At 60.3% G+C, this 15,913-nt stretch carries 14 protein-coding genes; 3 read left to right on the top strand and 11 right to left on the bottom strand.

Annotated elements, in window-relative coordinates:
• Position 1: 1 nt before the first annotated feature.
• The 3 genes from E7002_RS08040 to sufC are packed head-to-tail and all read right to left on the bottom strand — an operon-like array spanning position 2 to position 3,290.
• The gene (locus tag E7002_RS08040) at positions 2–1,102 is read right to left on the bottom strand and encodes a SufD family Fe-S cluster assembly protein (RefSeq protein ID WP_303728372.1); all 1,101 of its coding nucleotides are present in this window, start codon (positions 1,100–1,102) and stop codon (positions 2–4) included.
• Positions 1,102–2,526 carry a Fe-S cluster assembly protein SufB gene (gene sufB / locus E7002_RS08035; RefSeq protein ID WP_303728371.1) on the bottom strand — a complete coding sequence of 475 codons (1,425 nt, stop codon included), beginning with the start codon at positions 2,524–2,526 and terminating at the stop codon, positions 1,102–1,104. Before sufB ends, E7002_RS08040 begins: the two co-directional genes overlap by 1 nt.
• Positions 2,526–3,290, bottom strand: coding sequence for a Fe-S cluster assembly ATPase SufC (sufC, locus tag E7002_RS08030; protein ID WP_303728370.1), 765 nt, complete (start codon positions 3,288–3,290; stop codon positions 2,526–2,528). Before sufC ends, sufB begins: the two co-directional genes overlap by 1 nt.
• A gap of 210 nt (positions 3,291–3,500) precedes the next feature.
• Between sufC and E7002_RS08025 the strand changes: the two genes are divergently transcribed.
• On the top strand, positions 3,501–5,054 hold the full coding sequence (locus E7002_RS08025; RefSeq protein ID WP_303728368.1) for a hypothetical protein: 1,554 nt from the start codon (positions 3,501–3,503) through the stop codon (positions 5,052–5,054).
• A 98-nt stretch (positions 5,055–5,152) separates the two neighbouring features.
• On the top strand, positions 5,153–5,896 hold the full coding sequence (locus tag E7002_RS08020) for a MerR family transcriptional regulator (protein WP_303728367.1): 744 nt from the start codon (positions 5,153–5,155) through the stop codon (positions 5,894–5,896).
• Positions 5,897–6,000: 104 nt separating this feature from the next.
• Here E7002_RS08020 and E7002_RS08015 read toward each other — a convergent pair whose 3' ends face one another.
• The 8 genes from E7002_RS08015 to E7002_RS07980 all read right to left on the bottom strand — a co-directional run bounded on the left by E7002_RS08015 (position 6,001) and on the right by E7002_RS07980 (position 14,583).
• A complete protein-coding gene (locus E7002_RS08015) occupies positions 6,001–6,486 on the bottom strand; it encodes a YbaN family protein (RefSeq protein ID WP_303728365.1) in 486 nt (161 codons plus the stop codon).
• Positions 6,487–6,638: 152 nt separating this feature from the next.
• Complete coding sequence (locus E7002_RS08010) at positions 6,639–7,661, bottom strand: ABC transporter permease (protein ID WP_303728363.1); 1,023 nt, start codon at positions 7,659–7,661, stop codon at positions 6,639–6,641.
• Complete coding sequence (locus E7002_RS08005) at positions 7,658–8,455, bottom strand: ABC transporter ATP-binding protein (RefSeq protein WP_303728362.1); 798 nt, start codon at positions 8,453–8,455, stop codon at positions 7,658–7,660. Before E7002_RS08005 ends, E7002_RS08010 begins: the two co-directional genes overlap by 4 nt.
• A 9-nt stretch (positions 8,456–8,464) precedes the next feature.
• The gene (locus E7002_RS08000) at positions 8,465–9,580 is read right to left on the bottom strand and encodes a substrate-binding domain-containing protein (protein WP_303728360.1); all 1,116 of its coding nucleotides are present in this window, start codon (positions 9,578–9,580) and stop codon (positions 8,465–8,467) included.
• A 296-nt stretch (positions 9,581–9,876) separates the two neighbouring features.
• The gene (locus tag E7002_RS07995; protein WP_303728359.1) at positions 9,877–11,892 is read right to left on the bottom strand and encodes a glutamate-cysteine ligase family protein; all 2,016 of its coding nucleotides are present in this window, start codon (positions 11,890–11,892) and stop codon (positions 9,877–9,879) included.
• Between the two features lie 262 nt (positions 11,893–12,154).
• Complete coding sequence (locus E7002_RS07990) at positions 12,155–12,826, bottom strand: methionine ABC transporter permease (protein WP_303728358.1); 672 nt, start codon at positions 12,824–12,826, stop codon at positions 12,155–12,157.
• The gene (locus E7002_RS07985; protein ID WP_303728357.1) at positions 12,826–13,611 is read right to left on the bottom strand and encodes a methionine ABC transporter ATP-binding protein; all 786 of its coding nucleotides are present in this window, start codon (positions 13,609–13,611) and stop codon (positions 12,826–12,828) included. Before E7002_RS07985 ends, E7002_RS07990 begins: the two co-directional genes overlap by 1 nt.
• A 69-nt stretch (positions 13,612–13,680) precedes the next feature.
• Complete coding sequence (locus E7002_RS07980; protein WP_303728356.1) at positions 13,681–14,583, bottom strand: MetQ/NlpA family ABC transporter substrate-binding protein; 903 nt, start codon at positions 14,581–14,583, stop codon at positions 13,681–13,683.
• A gap of 392 nt (positions 14,584–14,975) precedes the next feature.
• Here E7002_RS07980 and cysK point away from each other — a divergent pair, with 392 nt between their 5' ends.
• Positions 14,976–15,905 carry a cysteine synthase A gene (cysK, locus tag E7002_RS07975; protein ID WP_303728354.1) on the top strand — a complete coding sequence of 310 codons (930 nt, stop codon included), beginning with the start codon at positions 14,976–14,978 and terminating at the stop codon, positions 15,903–15,905.
• The last annotated feature ends 8 nt before the right edge of the window (positions 15,906–15,913 follow it).

Genomic DNA, 15,913 nt, shown 5'->3' with positions numbered 1-15,913 from the left:
CCTATGCCTCCTTCGCTTGCGCGTCATCGAAGTCGATGAGGCCTTCCACGATGCCCTCGCCCAGGACGGTCTTCGCACGAGCGACTACGCGGGAGCGCACGTCGTCCATTTCTGCCGCAATGAGCGCATCGTCGAACAGGGCCCGCACGTACAGGTCCTCGGCTTCACGCTCGGAAAGGCCACGATTGCGCAGATAGCGAATTTGGTCGGGGCCAACCGAACCAATGGAGGCACCATGATTACCCGCGACGTTGTCTTCGTCGCACAGGATGACGGGCATGGTCTTGTTCACCACGTCGTCGCCGAGCACCAGCACGCTTTCCAATTCGGAGCCTTCGGCGCCATGGGCACCATGAATGAGGTCGATGGTTGCGCGCAGCGACTTGCGCGCCGCATCGTCCAGCACGCCGGATTCCAGCACGTTGCTCTTCGTACGCTGACCGCGCTGACGCACCACATGGTTGATATCGAGCGTATCGTGGTTCACGCCCAGGTAGCGGGCCGTAAGATCGATGCGCGATGCGTCGCCATCGAGCGCAGCGGCAAAGCCAGCAGCCGTAGTTCCCGCCGCCAGGAAGAACTGGCGGGCATCCACCTGGGCTCCGCTTCCGCACGTAATGCCCACCGATTCGATGCGCTGGCCCACGCCATCGCCCACCACGATTTCGCGCAGGCGCACCTGAGAGCCACGCTCGGCAATCACGCGCAGCAGCACGGCACTCGTACCGCCGATGGGCGTGCTGCCATGATGATGAATGAGAATGTTTGCCTGGGCGCCTGCACGCACGATAACGCCCGCGTCGACGATGTCGCCCTTCACCGCATCGACGTCGATGACGATGGGTTCGGCATCTTCGCCCGAACGCACTTCCCAGTACAGGGCGTCGCCAGCCTGGGATTCGACCCACTGGGTAACCGCTTGGCCCATGCCACATTCCACGCTACCGAACAGGCGCGGCAGGTCCGCGCGCGTCGTTCCCTGACGCGGGCGGTTCGGCACGGTAAGGGAAATGTCATTGGCGCGCAGGTAGTTCCACGTCTGCGCGGGAGGGGTGTTTACGCGGTCGAGCGTAATGGTTGGCTCTTGCGTCTGCTCGCTCATTACCCAATCGCCCCTTCCATTTCGAGTTTGACAAGGTTGTTCATTTCCACGGCGTATTCCAGCGGAAGCTCTTTGGAAACGGGATTGGCGAATCCACTGACCGCCATGGCGCGGGCTTCGCCCTCGGGGATGCCGCGGCTCATGAGATAGAGCACCGTCTCGTCGGAAATGCGGCCAATGGTGGCCTCATGTCCCACGCTAGCCGTGGCATTGCGCACGTCCATGGCGGGAATGGTGTCGGAACGGGAGATGTCGTCGAGCATGAGCGACTGGCAGCTTACCGTTGCGCGCGCGTTGCTCGCGCGGCGCCCCACGATGACCGAGCTGCGGAACGTGTTCACGCCGCCATCCTTGGAGATGGACTTCGTATCGACGCTTGCCGTGGTGTCGGCGCCATTCAGCACCACCTTGCAGCCCGTGTCCAGATCCTGCGTGGCGCCTGCAAAGGTAATGCCCGTGAACTCGCAGTTCGAGCGCTCGCCCTGCAGGATGGTGGTGGGATACAGATAGCTTACGTGGCTGCCGAACGAACCCGAAACCCATTCCATGGTGGCATCCTTGCCCACCGTGGCGCGCTTCGTGTTCAGGTTGTACATGTTCTTCGACCAGTTCTCGATGGTGGAATAGCGCAGGCGCGCGCCATCCTTCACGAACAGCTCCACCGCACCGGCATGCAGGTTGGCCTCGTAGTACTTCGGGGCCGAGCAGCCCTCGATGAAGTGCAAGTCGGCGCCTTCATCGACCACGATCAGGGTGTGTTCAAACTGACCGGCACCTTCCGCGTTCAGGCGGAAGTAACTCTGCAGCGGATAGGGAACGGTTACGCCCTTGGGAACGTACACGAACGAACCGCCCGACCACACGGCGTAATGCAGGGCCGCGAACTTGTGGTCACCCGGGGGAATGAGCTTGCCGAAGTGCTCGCGCACGATGGGCTCGAGCTCGGGATCATGCAGCGCATCTTCCACGGTGGTGTACACGACGCCCTGCTTCGCCACGTCCTCGCGCATGTTGTGATACACGATTTCGGAATCGTACTGGGCGCCCACGCCCGCCAGGCTCTTGCGCTCGGCTTCGGGAATACCCAGGCGCTCGAACGTATCCTTGATCTCCTCGGGTACGTCATCCCAACTCTTCGACTGCTTCGCACGCGGGTTCACGTACGTAGAAATGTGATCCAGGTCGAGGCCGGCAATGCTGGGGCCCCAGTTGGAAGCCATATCCTTGGCGTGATACGTCTGAAGCGCATCGAGGCGCATCTTGAGCATCCAGTCGGGCTCGTCCTTCTTCGCGCTAATGGCGCGCACGATTTCGGGCGTCAGCCCGTCCTCGTAGCGTTCGTACCCCTCTTCCGAGAAGACGAAGTCGTACATCGAGCGATCTACGTCGGCGACGTAGGTACGCTCCTTCACCAGTTCGGTCATTAGGCACACACCGCCTCTTCAACGCGAGCGAACTGCTCGAAGCCGTCGCGGTCGATCTTTCCAATGAGTTCGGCGCCACCTTCCGCAACCAGACGGCCGCGCGCCATAACGTGCGTGTGGTCGACCGTAAGGCGCTCGAGAATACGCGCGTTATGCGTCACCACGAGCAGGGCGCCATTACACGTTTCGCGATACGCTTCGATGCCGCGGCTCACAACGGCCAGGGCATCCACGTCCAGACCCGAATCGGTCTCGTCGAGGATGGCCAGCTTCGGCTTCAGAAGCAGAAGCTGCAGCATCTCGAGCTTCTTCTTCTCGCCGCCGGAAAACCCAACGTTCAGCTCGCGCGTAAGGAACGAGCTGTCCATGTCGAGCTGCTCCGCGATCTCGTCGATGCGGTCGCGGAACTGACGTGCGGTCATCTTCAGTTCGGGACGCTTACGCGTGATGGCGCGCAAAAACGAATGCAGCGGCACGCCCGGCACCTCGACGGGAGCCTGGAAGCTCAGGAAGATGCCCGCGAGCGAGCGCTTGTCGGCGGGCTCGTTGGTAATGTCCTGCCCATCGAACACGATGGAGCCTTCCGTTACCTGGTAGGCGGGATTGCCCATGATCACATGGCCCAGCGTGGATTTGCCCGCGCCATTCGGCCCCATGAGCACATGGGTTTCGCCTGCGTTCAACGCAAGGTTGATGTCATGCAGGATGGTCTTGTCTTCGGTACCGGCATGCAAGCCGGAAATGCTTAGCAGTGGCTGCGTCATATCGTTCTCCTCGCGCTTGCGCGTTCCTTCAGCGGGAAATCCCGCATTCCTTCTCTCGGTAGTTATACCCTAAATACCACCCAATTGCTAGGAATATATTTCCCAGTTTGGTACTAGGAGAATACTTTTTGGAAAAAGGCCAGGTAGAACGCGTATGGTATAGTTGTGCAGCTACGTTGAAACCTGTACATCGCATTTCCGGGGGAACACATGCCCACATCTTTTCCGAGTGACGACAACGCCATGGGCACCCCCTCGCCCGCACGCCGCCTGCTGGCCCAATACGCGGCCATCACGCTCTGCTTCGTCTTTGCCATTCTGGCCACGTTTGCCATGGGCGGGCACCTTCCGCTGCAGCCCTGCGACGAGACCACGGGCGTCAGCTACACCGAATGGAACCACCATTACGTAGACGACGACCAGTACGCGCGCCTGGGCGACGCGCTGCTGCACGGGCGCGTTACGCTCGATCTGCCCGTGGACGAACAGCTTGCGCAGCTCGACAACCCCTATGCGTTCACGCCGCGCTACGAGATTGGCGACATCAACCACCCCATCTTCTGGGACCATGCGTTCTACCAGGGGAATTACTACAGCTACTTCGGCGTTATCCCCGCCGTGGCCCTCTACGCGCCCTTCCAGCTCGTAACGGGCACTTGGCTGAGCACGCCCGCGGCCGTTCTCCTGGCAAGCATCGTTGCGCTGCTCGCCGGCGCGTTCATGGTGTGGCAGCTGGGGCGTCGCTTCTTTAGCGGGCTGCCTGGCATCGGCATGCTCACGCTGGCGCTGGGCACGTACTTCGTGGGGTCGAACATCACGTACCACCTGATCGTGCCGTGGTTCTATTCCATGCCCATCCTGTTTTCGCTGGCAGCAACCGCCCTTGGCATGGGCTTTTGGCTGAAGGCCCGTCGCAGCGACGGCACGCTGAGCGCTGCCTGCATTGCGACCGGCTCGTTCTTCATGGCGCTGAACCTGGGGTGCCGCCCGCAATTCATCCTGGTATCACTACTGGCGCTCGTACTGTTCCGCAAGGAAATCTTCCGCGAACGCACCCTGTTCTCGCGTTCCGGGCTGCGCCAAACCATCGCCGCCATCCTTCCCTACGTGTTGGTATTCGCGCCCCTGCTGGCCTATAACTACGCGCGCTTTGGCTCGCTTACCGACTTCGGCAGCAACTACAACCTAACCGGCTTCGACATGACCACCTACGTGCAGAGCAAGAAGGTAACGCTCTACCTGATGGCGGAATACCTCTTTGCCCTGCCCGACCCCTCGGCGGCCTTCCCATTCCTTGCCGAGATCACCACGCTGCCCGAATGGTGCGAATGGGCACCGAACGAGCCCTTCTATGCAGGCTATTTCTTCATCAAGCCCATCATGCTCGTAGTGGTTGCGCTGCCCTTCTGCTGGAAGAAGCTGAAGGCATCGAGCTTTGCGCCCATCGTCATCTGCTCCGCCGCGCTGGCCTTGGTGGTGCTGTTCGTGGACACGCGCGTTGCGGGCATCACCGAACGCTACTTCAGCGACTTCGGTTGGTACATCACGCTCATTGCGCTGCTTGCCATGTTCGCGATGCGCCAGAAATTCGACGAGGCACCCCTCAAACGCCGTGCCTTCTGCGCCGTATGCGGCATCCTGGTGGGCATATCCATCCTGCTAGGCGTTCTCACGGGCTTTTCCGCAGGCCACTACTGGACATTCATCAGCACCAACCCCGATTTCGCCACCAGCATCTACGCCCTCTTCGGCAACCCGCTGTAGTACCATCATCGAACACTTCGAAATAGGCTGAACTGTACCCTTGACCCTGACGTAACGTCATAGTTTACAGTGAGGGCACGCCAGGAAGAGGAGGACTCATGGAAGCGCTCACCGTACACGAAGTAAGCAAGCTCGCCGGCATAAGCGTGCGCACGCTGCATCACTACGACAAGATCGGCCTGCTTACGCCTGCGGCACGCACCAACGCGGGGTACCGCCTGTACAGCGAAGGTGACCTTGCGCGCCTGCAGCAGATTCTGCTGTTCCGTGAGCTGGAGTTTCCGCTCGATGACATCCGCGGCATCATCGACAGTCCCACCTTCGACCGCTCGCAAGCCCTTCAGCAGCAGATTCAGCTACTGAAGCTCAAACGCGCTCACATCGACGGCCTCATCGAACTGGCGACGAAGACCCTAAGGAAAGGAGCGACGAACATGAGCTTCGACGCATTCGACACGAGCAAGATTGACGCATACACGCAGAAGGCAAAGGAGGCCTGGGGCGCTACGCCGCAATGGGCCGAATACGAGAAGAAGAGCGCGCATCGCACCGCGCAGGACGAGAAAGCCATGGCAAAGAACCTCATGGACCTGTTTACGCCCTTCGGCCGTATGGCCGCCGAAGGAGCCGACCCGGCATCAAGCGAAGCAAAGGCGCAAGCAGCGCGCATCCAGCAGTTCATCACCGACAACTACTATACCTGCTCTGACGAAGTATTTTCCCAGCTGGGAGCCTCGTATGGAGCGGGTGGCGAATTCACGCAGAACATCGATGCAGCCGCAGGCCCAGGGGCGGGAGCATTCGCAGCGAAAGCCGTGGCGGCCTACTGCGCGGAAAAGTAGACGAGCGAAGCGAGCGACACACGAGCCGCTCGCGCGCTACGCATGACGCAAGCGCGCCCGCTCTCGGCGCCGCGCGACCACGCGCCCAACGTGCGTTCGGTCGCCTACTTGGCAGGCAGCGTTTTCACGAAGCCGAAGAAGTACACCAGGTGGCCCACCCACACGACCGCAAGGACAATGCGTCCCACCAGTACGTTCGCCATGAGCACGAAGGCAATTCCCATGATCAGCGTTACGGAGCCGATAATGGAGAGCTTGGTCTTCATGAGCATGCCCTCCTTCTTCACGTACGACTCCAGGTGCTTCTTGTAGAGCTTCGTACCCAGGAACCAGCTATGCAGACGCTGGGAGCCCTTCGCGAAACAGAAGAGCGTGGCCAGGTAGAGCGGCGTGGTAGGCAGAATGGGCAGCACGATGCCGATGGTGCCCAAGGCCAGGCACAGGCACCCCAGCGCAAGCCACAAGGCGCGGAAGCGAACGTGCTTAACTGGCGCAGACGACACGGAATTCACGGCCGCCGAAGACAGCGAATCTGCACCCTCCATAGCGGGAGCGGTCTCATGAAGCAGGGGCGTTGCAACGGGTTCCATGTCTCGTCCTATCGATACGCCGTGAGGCGCTGTATGGTCTACCTAATTAGATGCGCCTAACTATAAACGAAGCACTCCCCCACGCGCAATACAAGGAGGAGGGTTCACCAGGAACCCTCCTCACAAGCCGAGTTTGCAAAGCTGATTTCTTGTTACTTCCAGCGCGTCAGGTACTTCTGCAGCTTGCCCAGAAGCACGCTAATGATGGTAATAACGACGCCGATAACGATGATGCCGGCAAGGATGCGCGTGTAGTCGCCGAAGTCGCTGTAGTACTTCACGTAGTAGCCCATGCCCACGCTGCCGCCAATCATCTCCGCCGAGGTAAGAAGGATGAACGACAGGCACAACGCGATGTTCAGGCCATTGAAGATGAGCGGGAGCGCCGCGGGGAGGATAACGCGGAAGAGCGTCTTGGGGGCACTCACGTTCAGAACGCGCGCGGAATCGAGGATGCGCTTGTCAACGCCCGCCACGCCAGCCAGCGTGCCCGTGAGCACGGGCCAGAGCGTAGCCAGGAAAATGACCAGCACGCTTGCCGAACGGAACGTGGGCAGCAAGGCGATGCCGTAGGGAATGTACACGATGGGAGGGATGGCCGACAGGAAGGAAACGACCTTCTCCGTCGCCTGGGAGGAACGCGCACGATAGCCCAACGCAAGGCCCAGCACCAGCGCCACGGCAGTGCCCAGCAGGAAGCCTTCGGCCACGATGCCCAGCGAACTGGCAATGCCCTGCCCGATCTTCGCGGCGTCAGCCACGATCTGGGCGAACACAATGCCAGGCGCCGGAAACATCTTCTCGGGCAGCACGGCGAGCGTGGAAGCCGCCAGCTGCCATGCGGCAATGACCGCCAGCACCACGGCGGGCACATCGGCGAACGTATTGCGCGTGGAGCGCTTACGGGCGGCTACGCAACCCACGACGCTCACGACCCACGCAAACGCGCCTACGGCAAGCGTGTAGAGCACCTGCGGATCGGCAGATGCCTTGGTGGGCAGCGCCAGAACTACGGCGAACAAGGCAAAGGCGATAGTAGCGGGCGTCACCAGACGCTCGCGCCACGTAAGGCCATTGACCTCGACGAACGCTTCGGCCTTCTTGGCCTTAACCTTGCGTTGCTTGGCCACGGGCAAGGAACCCGCTACGACCGTTCCCTGGATTTCCGCGCTCATGCCGAATGCACCTCCTGGTACTCATGCTGAAAGAAGATCTGAGAAAGTTCGCTGCGGAACTTCACATATTCGGGGTTGCCCAGAAGCTCCAAGCGATGTCGGGGGCGCGGCAGCGGCACTTCGAATTCCGCACGCACGCGACCCGGTTCCATCATGATGATGCGGTCGGAAAGGAGGATGGCCTCTTCCAGGTCGTGCGTAACGAAGATGACCGTCTTGCGCGCCTCGCCAGCCTCGCCCTCCCACAGCTCGAGCAGCAGGTCCTGCAGGATGGCGCGATTGCGCGCGTCGAGCGCGCCGAACGGCTCGTCCATGAGCAGCACTTCGCCACCCACGGCCAGCGCGCGGGCGATTGCCACGCGCTGCTGCTGACCGCCGGAAAGCTCTTTCGGGAAGCGATGCCCAAACCCACCAAGCGCCACCTTGTCTAGGAATTCCTCCGCGATGGCACCCCGCTCCGCGCGCTTCATCTCGGGACGCGCCTGCTCGAGGGCGAATTCCACGTTGCCGCGTGCCGTCATCCAGGGGAACAGGGAATACTGCTGGAATACGACGCTACGTTCGGGACCAGGACCGGTCACGACCTGGCCGCCAACCGACACGCTACCGGACGTGGGCCGAAGAAGCCCCTCAAGCACGGAAAGCAACGTCGACTTGCCGCAGCCGCTCGCGCCGATGACGCTCACGAACTCGCCTGGCTCGACGGAAAAACTTACCCTGTCGAGCGCCGTAAAAGCCTCTCCGCGACCGGAGTACGTGACCGTCAGGTCTGAAACGTCGATGCGCTTGGACATCAGATCCTCCTATTGATACTTATCGAAATGCTCACGCAGGGACTTGTAGTACGTGTTGTCCGGGTCTTCCTTCTCGAGTTCGCCCAGCGCCTGATCGTAAATGTCCAGGTTATAGAGCTCTTCAAGGTCGAAGTCCTGCAGGTAGCCAAAGTCAGCAGCGCTGTTCTTCAGCTCCAGCGTGGCCTGGTAGTCGGGGTCGGGGTTCGAATCGCAGTAGTCGGGCGTGAACACCTCGTACTCGATTTCGTCCTCGGGAATGTCGATGTACGTCTTTACGTCCGCGATCGTCTTCTGCTTGTTAGCTTCGTTTTTGTAGAACGCATACGCCTTGATGAGGGCACGCTCGGAAGCGACGTACAGGTCGTGGTTTTCCTTCAGCGCGCTCGTGAGCGCCACCTGGCGGCAGCACGGCTGATTCTTGAACAGCTCTTCATCGGAGCACTTGAACACGATAGAATGGCCCGCCGCCACGGCAACCGACGTGTAGGGCGAATAGCACGAAACCGCGTCGATCGTATCGTTGGAGAATGCGTTGTAGGCATCCTTCTGGCTATCGAAGAGCACGATGTGCACATCGTAGCCATCGCCCTCACCATACGTGAGGCCCTTGGATGCAAGCAGCTGATACAGCTCGAGCTCCTGTACGGTGGTGCGGGGAACGGCGACGTTCTTCCCCTTCAGGATGGTTACGTCCCAGCTGGAAAGGCCTTCCGTGTACTTGCTCTTGATCACGTAGCCGTGACCATTGGACATGGCGCCACCGAAGATCGAGATGTCGTGGCCCGAAGACTGATTCACCAGCGTGGGAACGCTACCCAGGAAAACGAATTGCAGCTTGTTCGATTCCAGGCCGCTCACCAGCTCGCTCTGGCTGGAGAACTGCGTGAGCGTGGCGTTGATGCCCTCTTCCGCGAAGAAGCCCTCCTCCTTGGCGACGAATGCCAGCAAATGGGCCGTCGAATTAAGGTGGCCAACCGTGATGTCGTACTTGATTTCCTTGCCCGACGAAGATTCCTGCGAGCCAGAAGAGCAGCCCACCACGCCAAACGCGGCGAGCGCGCCTGCGCCAATCAGCGAACCCTTGAGAAACGAGCGTCGGCTATACGCCGTTGCTTCCTGTGCCATAGTAGCCTCCCTTGAGATGTGTCTGTTGCTGGGCGCTATTACAGCATCATCGGAAGGCGCCGAACAGGTATTTTGCGACGCATTGCAGCGATGGCGCGTTATCGCCGAAAGCGATATAAGCTGTCAAAGTCGGCATTTGCCCAGATGACACGCATACAATGCGCTCTAGGGCATAGAAAAAGCTCTGACCCGGGCTCGGGAAACCCCCAGGTCAGAGCGTTATCGATAATCACGCTAGCCGGCTATTTCACGCCACTCCGCGCAAGATTTCTTCATTTTCGATGAGTGAAGACCCCTTAACCGCGTTCCGCACGGACTTCGGCGGCTGCGTCTACGAAGGCCTTGAAGAGACGCTTGGAGTGCGGGCGCTCGCGCCACATGTGCTCGGGATGCCACTGCACGCCCACCACAAAGCGCTTGCCCGGCATCTCGATGCCCTCGACGATGCCATCTTCGGGGGAAACCGCATTCACGACCAAACCCTCGCCCACTTCGTCGACGCTCTGGTGATGAATGGTGTTTACGCCCAAGCGCGTGGCTCCCACGTATTCGGCCAGCTGCGAGTCTTCCGCAAGTTCCACCATATGGGCGGGAAGCGTATACGGACGATGTTGCACGTGCGAAGGCTCGCAACGCGCGCTCTCGTCGCGCACGTCCTGGCGCAAGGTACCACCGAGCGCCACGTTGATCGACTGCATGCCGCGGCAAATGCCCAGAAGGGGCTTGTCGGCCGCAATGATGGCGCGCACCAGGGCATCTTCCATGGCGTCGCGCGCCGTAGCCGAACGGTGCGTATGTACTTCGCGACGGCGCCCATACCTGGCAGGATCGATATCCTGGCCACCGGGAATGAGGAATCCATCGCACGAATCCACGAGCCGCGCGATATTCGCAGGATCGGCCGTTGCGGGAAGCACGATGGGAATGGCGCCCATTTCCAGCAAGCCGCTTAGATACCCATCGGAAACGGCCAGACCCGTCCATTCGAAATCGTACCGGGGAACCACGCCAATGACCGGCGCATTCGGCGAGCCGGCAGGCATGCCGTTGCGCTTTTCCATCAGACGCGGCCACACTTCGGCGAGCGTGAAACGGTGCTTCACCATGGAGGCGATGGGCTCCAGGTATTCGGCTTCGCCCGGACGCAACGTACCCGAAGCAAGCACCAGCAACAGGTCGGCCCAGTATTCCGCGGAGCGCCCGTAGATTTCCGCACCGTAGCCAAACTCGATCAGATCGCGCTTCGCCGCGGCAACGTGCCCCTCGTCCACGCTTTCGAACAGGGCGTCGAGCACGTCGAGCGTGCGACGGCTATAGAACAGCGAGCGCACGAGCACGGCGTAGGCCAGCGCATATTCGATGGGCATGGCGTCGGCGGGGCGAATTTCGACGAAGTTCTTCAGGCGCACATCGGGCCACACCATGGAAAGCGCGTGCTCCATTTCCGCATCGGTCATCTCGCGGTCGGCGTACAGCTCGTCGAACGTCGTTTCGCCCACGTAGCGCCACGGCTCGCCCTCCGTCTCGCCAGGAGCAAGAATGGCCTGGCGGGAAAGGATGTAGTCGGCATAGTCACCGAAAGAGTACCCGCGCTTCAGTGAGCCGGGAATGACGCCCACTCGGTCTTCCTTCATGGAGCCCCACATGCGCGTGCGCGCCATATTGCCCTTGGCTTCCTGGCCCTCGTAGACAGGCGAGTTGTCGCAGATGAGCGCAAGAATAGGGCTGATGATTTCCGCCAGGCGCAGCTTGCGCATGGCATCGCCTTCGCTTTCGAAGTCGATGGAGATCTGCAGCGAGGAAGACCCGCGCATCATGCAGATGGCATCGGGCGACTGCTTCCCCAGGAAGTCGGTCATGCAGCTATAGCGGAACTTCGGAATGAGTTCCAAGTCGCGTGCCCGAGCCGTAGGATGGTAGCCCAGCATGGGCGTTACCAGGCCAAATTCCTTCAAGATGGGGTCTAGGTCGTTGCGGAAGTCCAAATACGCGCGGTCGATTTCCGTAACATGGCTAAACGGGCCCGCGGAAATCTCGATCTGACCCGCCGGTTCGGTGCTAATGGCCACGCCCGCACGCTGCAGTCCCACGATGTTATCGCCCTCGTACGACACGTGGTCGTACTGCGGGGCCATGCGGGAAAGCACGTCGCGAATGCCGCCCGGTTCGGAATACGACACCGGCGAACCGTCGCGACGGACGACAATATGCTCGAGCTCGAAGCCCATGTTCTGGCTGAACTTCTCGCCCGACTTGAAGAATGCGACGAGCTTGTCGCGATTCACCTTACGAAAATCTATCTTGCTCTCCAACGGTTCCACCTCAAACGCGGATTAAATTCCACCCTCGCACTAGGAATTGGTATTTCGCCATTATAGATGCCGGCGAGGACCCGTCAACGGATGGCCCACCATTCACTATTGCACATGCGCGTTACGCTTCAAGCGACTCGCCGCTCATTGCGCAAAGAGAAGCATAGATGGTCAACGTGGGGGTACAACGACTTGAAACCTGTTCGATACCCACCAAACGCAGGAATCACACGCCCTCCCCATGCAGGCCCACTCGAATACGCTATCGATGATCGATGCGCTTGGCCAGATGATCGCCCGCCGACTGCGCAATCTGCACAAGCACGACGCACAGCACAACTGCGACGACCATGACATCCGCCTGCCATCGCTGGTAGCCATAGCGAATGGCGATATCGCCCAGCCCACCAGCGCCAACCGTGCCGGCAATTGCGGAATAGCCAAACAGGTTAACGAGCGTAATGGACACGCCGCGCACCAATGAGGGCAGCGATTCCCGCAGCAACACCTTCACGATAATCTGGAACGTACTCGCCCCGAACGCCTGAGCGGCCTCGATGAGACTCGCATCAACTTCCGCCAGACTCTGTTCCACGATGCGCGCCACGAAGGGTGCCGCCGAAAGCGTAAGCGGGACGATTGCGCCCGGGACACCCAGGGACGTACCCGCCACGAAGCGCGTGAAGGGAATGATGGCCACCAGCAAGATAATGAAAGGAATCGAACGGCCGATATTGATGATGCAACCAAGGACCGCATTCACGCTTCGATGAGGATGCAGGCCATTCTGCGCGGTTACGCAGAACGCCACGCCCATGGGCAGGCCGATGAGGTAGGCAAACGCGCATGACGCGACCGTCATGACAATCGTGTCCCACGTGCCCTGCGCAAGTAGCGCGCCATATTGCGAGAAGAAGCTCGTTAGCCAATCCATTAGGCCACCTCCCCATTCTGGCCGTCTGCCGCCTGAGCACGCCGAATGCTCGCTCCATGGGACAGCAACTCGCGCGTTACCTCGCTCTGGGGATGCTCGAATACCTGCGCCGTTTCGCCCTGCTCCACGACGCGACCGCTATCGAGAACAGCTACCTTGTTGCAAATATGCTGGGCGACCTGCAAAGAATGCGTAATGAGCACGATGGTCACTCCCAGTCGGCCCTTGATGTCACGCAGCAGGTCCAAAATCTGCACGGTGGTTCGCGAATCGAGAGCGCTCGTGGCCTCGTCGCATAGGATCACGCGCGGCTCGTTCGCCAACGCACGCGCGATGGCCACGCGCTGCTGCTGTCCACCGGAAAGCTCGCTCGGATAGCGATGCCCCTTGTCAGAAAGGCCCACCACGCTCAGCAGCTCATGCGCACGCGCAAGGGCGTCACCCTTCGAGACCCCGCGTAATTCCAGGGGAAACGTGATGTTATGCAAGGCCGTACGCTGCTGGAACAAGCCGAAATTCTGAAAGATCATCCCCACCTGCGAACGAAGCACCCGCAAGTCGGACCCCCGAAACGAGGTCACGTCCTTGCCATTCACCACGACGCTTCCGCTCGTGGGGCGCTCCAGCAAGTTTATGCAGCGCACGAGCGTCGACTTCCCCGCCCCGGACTCGCCGATAATGCCGAAGATATCGCCCTCTTCTATCGTAAGGCTGATATCGCTCAGCGCCGTATGCGATTCTCCGCGCGCCTCGTACGTCTTCGACACGCCACGCAGTTCAATCATCGTTTCCGCCTTTCAACGCAAGAGCGGGACACCCGAAGGCACCCCGCTCGACTAGGCTTGCCGACTTGCTTAGAAGATTGCCTCGACCGCGCCCTGATAGTGCGTTTCGATGTAATCCTTTACTTCCTGGGAAGTGAGGGCCGCAGCCAGCTTCTGGATGGATTCGCTATTCGTGCAGCATTCCTTGGTCACCAGAACGTTGGCGTAGGTCTTGGCAGCGTCGCCGCTCGCGTCTTCCAGAGCAAGAGCATCCTTGGAGGGAGTAAGGCCCGCTTCAACTGCGTAGTTTGCATTGATGGCCGCAATGTTGACATCCTGGAGGGATCGCGGGATTAGAGCCGCTTCGAGCTCAACGAACTGGAGGTTCTTGGGGTTAGATACGATGTCGTTCGGCGTTGCGGCGATGCCAGCGGAATCGCTGACTTCGATCAAGCCCTCCTGCTCGAGGAGCAGCAAGGCGCGGGCCTCGTTGGTGGTGTCATTGGGGATGGCCACCGTTGCGCCATCAGGCAGGTCGGCAAGCGATGCGGTCTTGCCAGCATACAGGCCGAAGGGCTCGTAGTGAACGGCAACCACGCTCGCGAGATGCGTGCCATTTTCCTCGTTGAACGAATCGAGGTACGGCTGATGCTGGAAGAAGTTCGCATTGACTTCCTTGTTTTCAGTAGCCGTGTTGAGCTGCACGTAATCGTTAAACTCGATAACCTTCAGCTCGATGCCTTCCTTGGCCAGCAGGGGCGCAACCACGTCATTGAGAATCTCGGCGTGAGGCGTGGGGCTTGCAGCAACCGTGATGGTGGTCGATTCCGCTTCAGCGCCCGATCCGCAGCAATCGCCCGCTTCGCTCTGCGCGTCCGTCGTGCTCGCCTGGCTGGAACCAGCGCAGCTCGCAAGGCCAAATGCCGCTACCGCCGCAAGGGAGAGCACCGCAATAGCAGCCCCCAGACGTTTGAATTTCTTTTCCTGTGCCATGGTATATCTCCTTCGTTTTTCGCTTGCCCGTAGAGCTAACCCCGCAGGCCAACCTCCCGTCCACCGCCCTGAACGGAGCGGCGTTTTGTGTTGGTGCGGCATATTACGCTGCACGGCATGCAGCCATCAAGGGATTTGATTCCACCCGTTTTAGGCAGTTGGCTATCGGTTTTTCCAAACATGATTATTCCTAGCAATCTACCAGGACTTATAGCCACAGCGCGGCTATTTGGCAGCTTCGATGACCCCAAAAAGCACGGCATCGCGAAAACCCATGACCCGTTATCGATAATTTACGTATTGCTTTATTCCTAGTGTTTCGCTAGGATTTGTGCAAACAGGTTACGGAGCACGACATTCACCTGCTCCATTGGACAAAGAGAGAAGCTGAAATGACCATTCACGCAAGCGTATCCGAACTCATCGGCCAGACCCCTCTCGTAGAGCTCACCCACTACGAGGCAAACCACGACCTGAACGCGCGCATCGTGGGCAAGGTAGAGGCCTTCAACCCCGCAGGCTCCGTGAAGGACCGCATCGCCAAGGCCATGCTCGACGCCGCCGAAGAAGCAGGCAAGCTGAATAGCGATACCGTTATTATTGAGCCCACCAGCGGCAACACCGGCATCGGCCTATCCGCCCTGGCTGCCGCACGCGGCAATCGCATCATCATCACCATGCCCGAGACCATGTCGGTCGAGCGCCGCAACCTCATGAAGACCTACGGCGCCGAGCTGGTGCTCACCAAGGGTGCTGACGGCATGAAGGGCGCTATCGCCAAGGCGAAGGAGCTCGCCGAGGAAATCGAGAACTCCCTCATCCCCAGCCAGTTCACCAACCCCGCTAACCCCGCCATCCACAAGGCCACGACGGGCCCCGAAATCTGGGAAGCCACCGAGGGCAAGGTCGACATCCTGGTTGCAGGCGTGGGCACGGGCGGTACCGTTTCCGGTACGGGCGCGTTCCTGAAGGAGCAGAACCCCAACGTGCAGGTCGTAGCCGTAGAGCCCGCGGGTTCCCCCGTCCTTTCCGAGGGCCATGCAGGCGCTCATAAGATCCAGGGCATTGGCGCGGGCTTCGTTCCCGAAACGCTTGATACTGCCATCTACGATGAGGTTATCGCCATCGAAGACGAAGAGGCCTTCGAGGCGGGCCGCGAACTGGCCGCCAAAGACGGCCTGCTCGTAGGCATTTCTTCCGGCGCAGCCGTGGCGGCCGCTCGCAAACTCGCGGAGCGCCCCGAAAACGCCGGAAAGCTCATCGTGGCCATTCTGCCTGACACGGGCGAACGCTACCTCTCCACCGCACTCTTCAACTTCTAGTCTCTCGC

Origin of the sequence: Denitrobacterium detoxificans, from assembly GCF_015062615.1 — a bacterium.
Classification (GTDB): domain Bacteria; phylum Actinomycetota; class Coriobacteriia; order Coriobacteriales; family Eggerthellaceae; genus Denitrobacterium; species Denitrobacterium detoxificans_A.
Note: the sequence above shows the minus strand (reverse complement) of the source record. Positions and strands in the feature narration are given on the sequence as shown.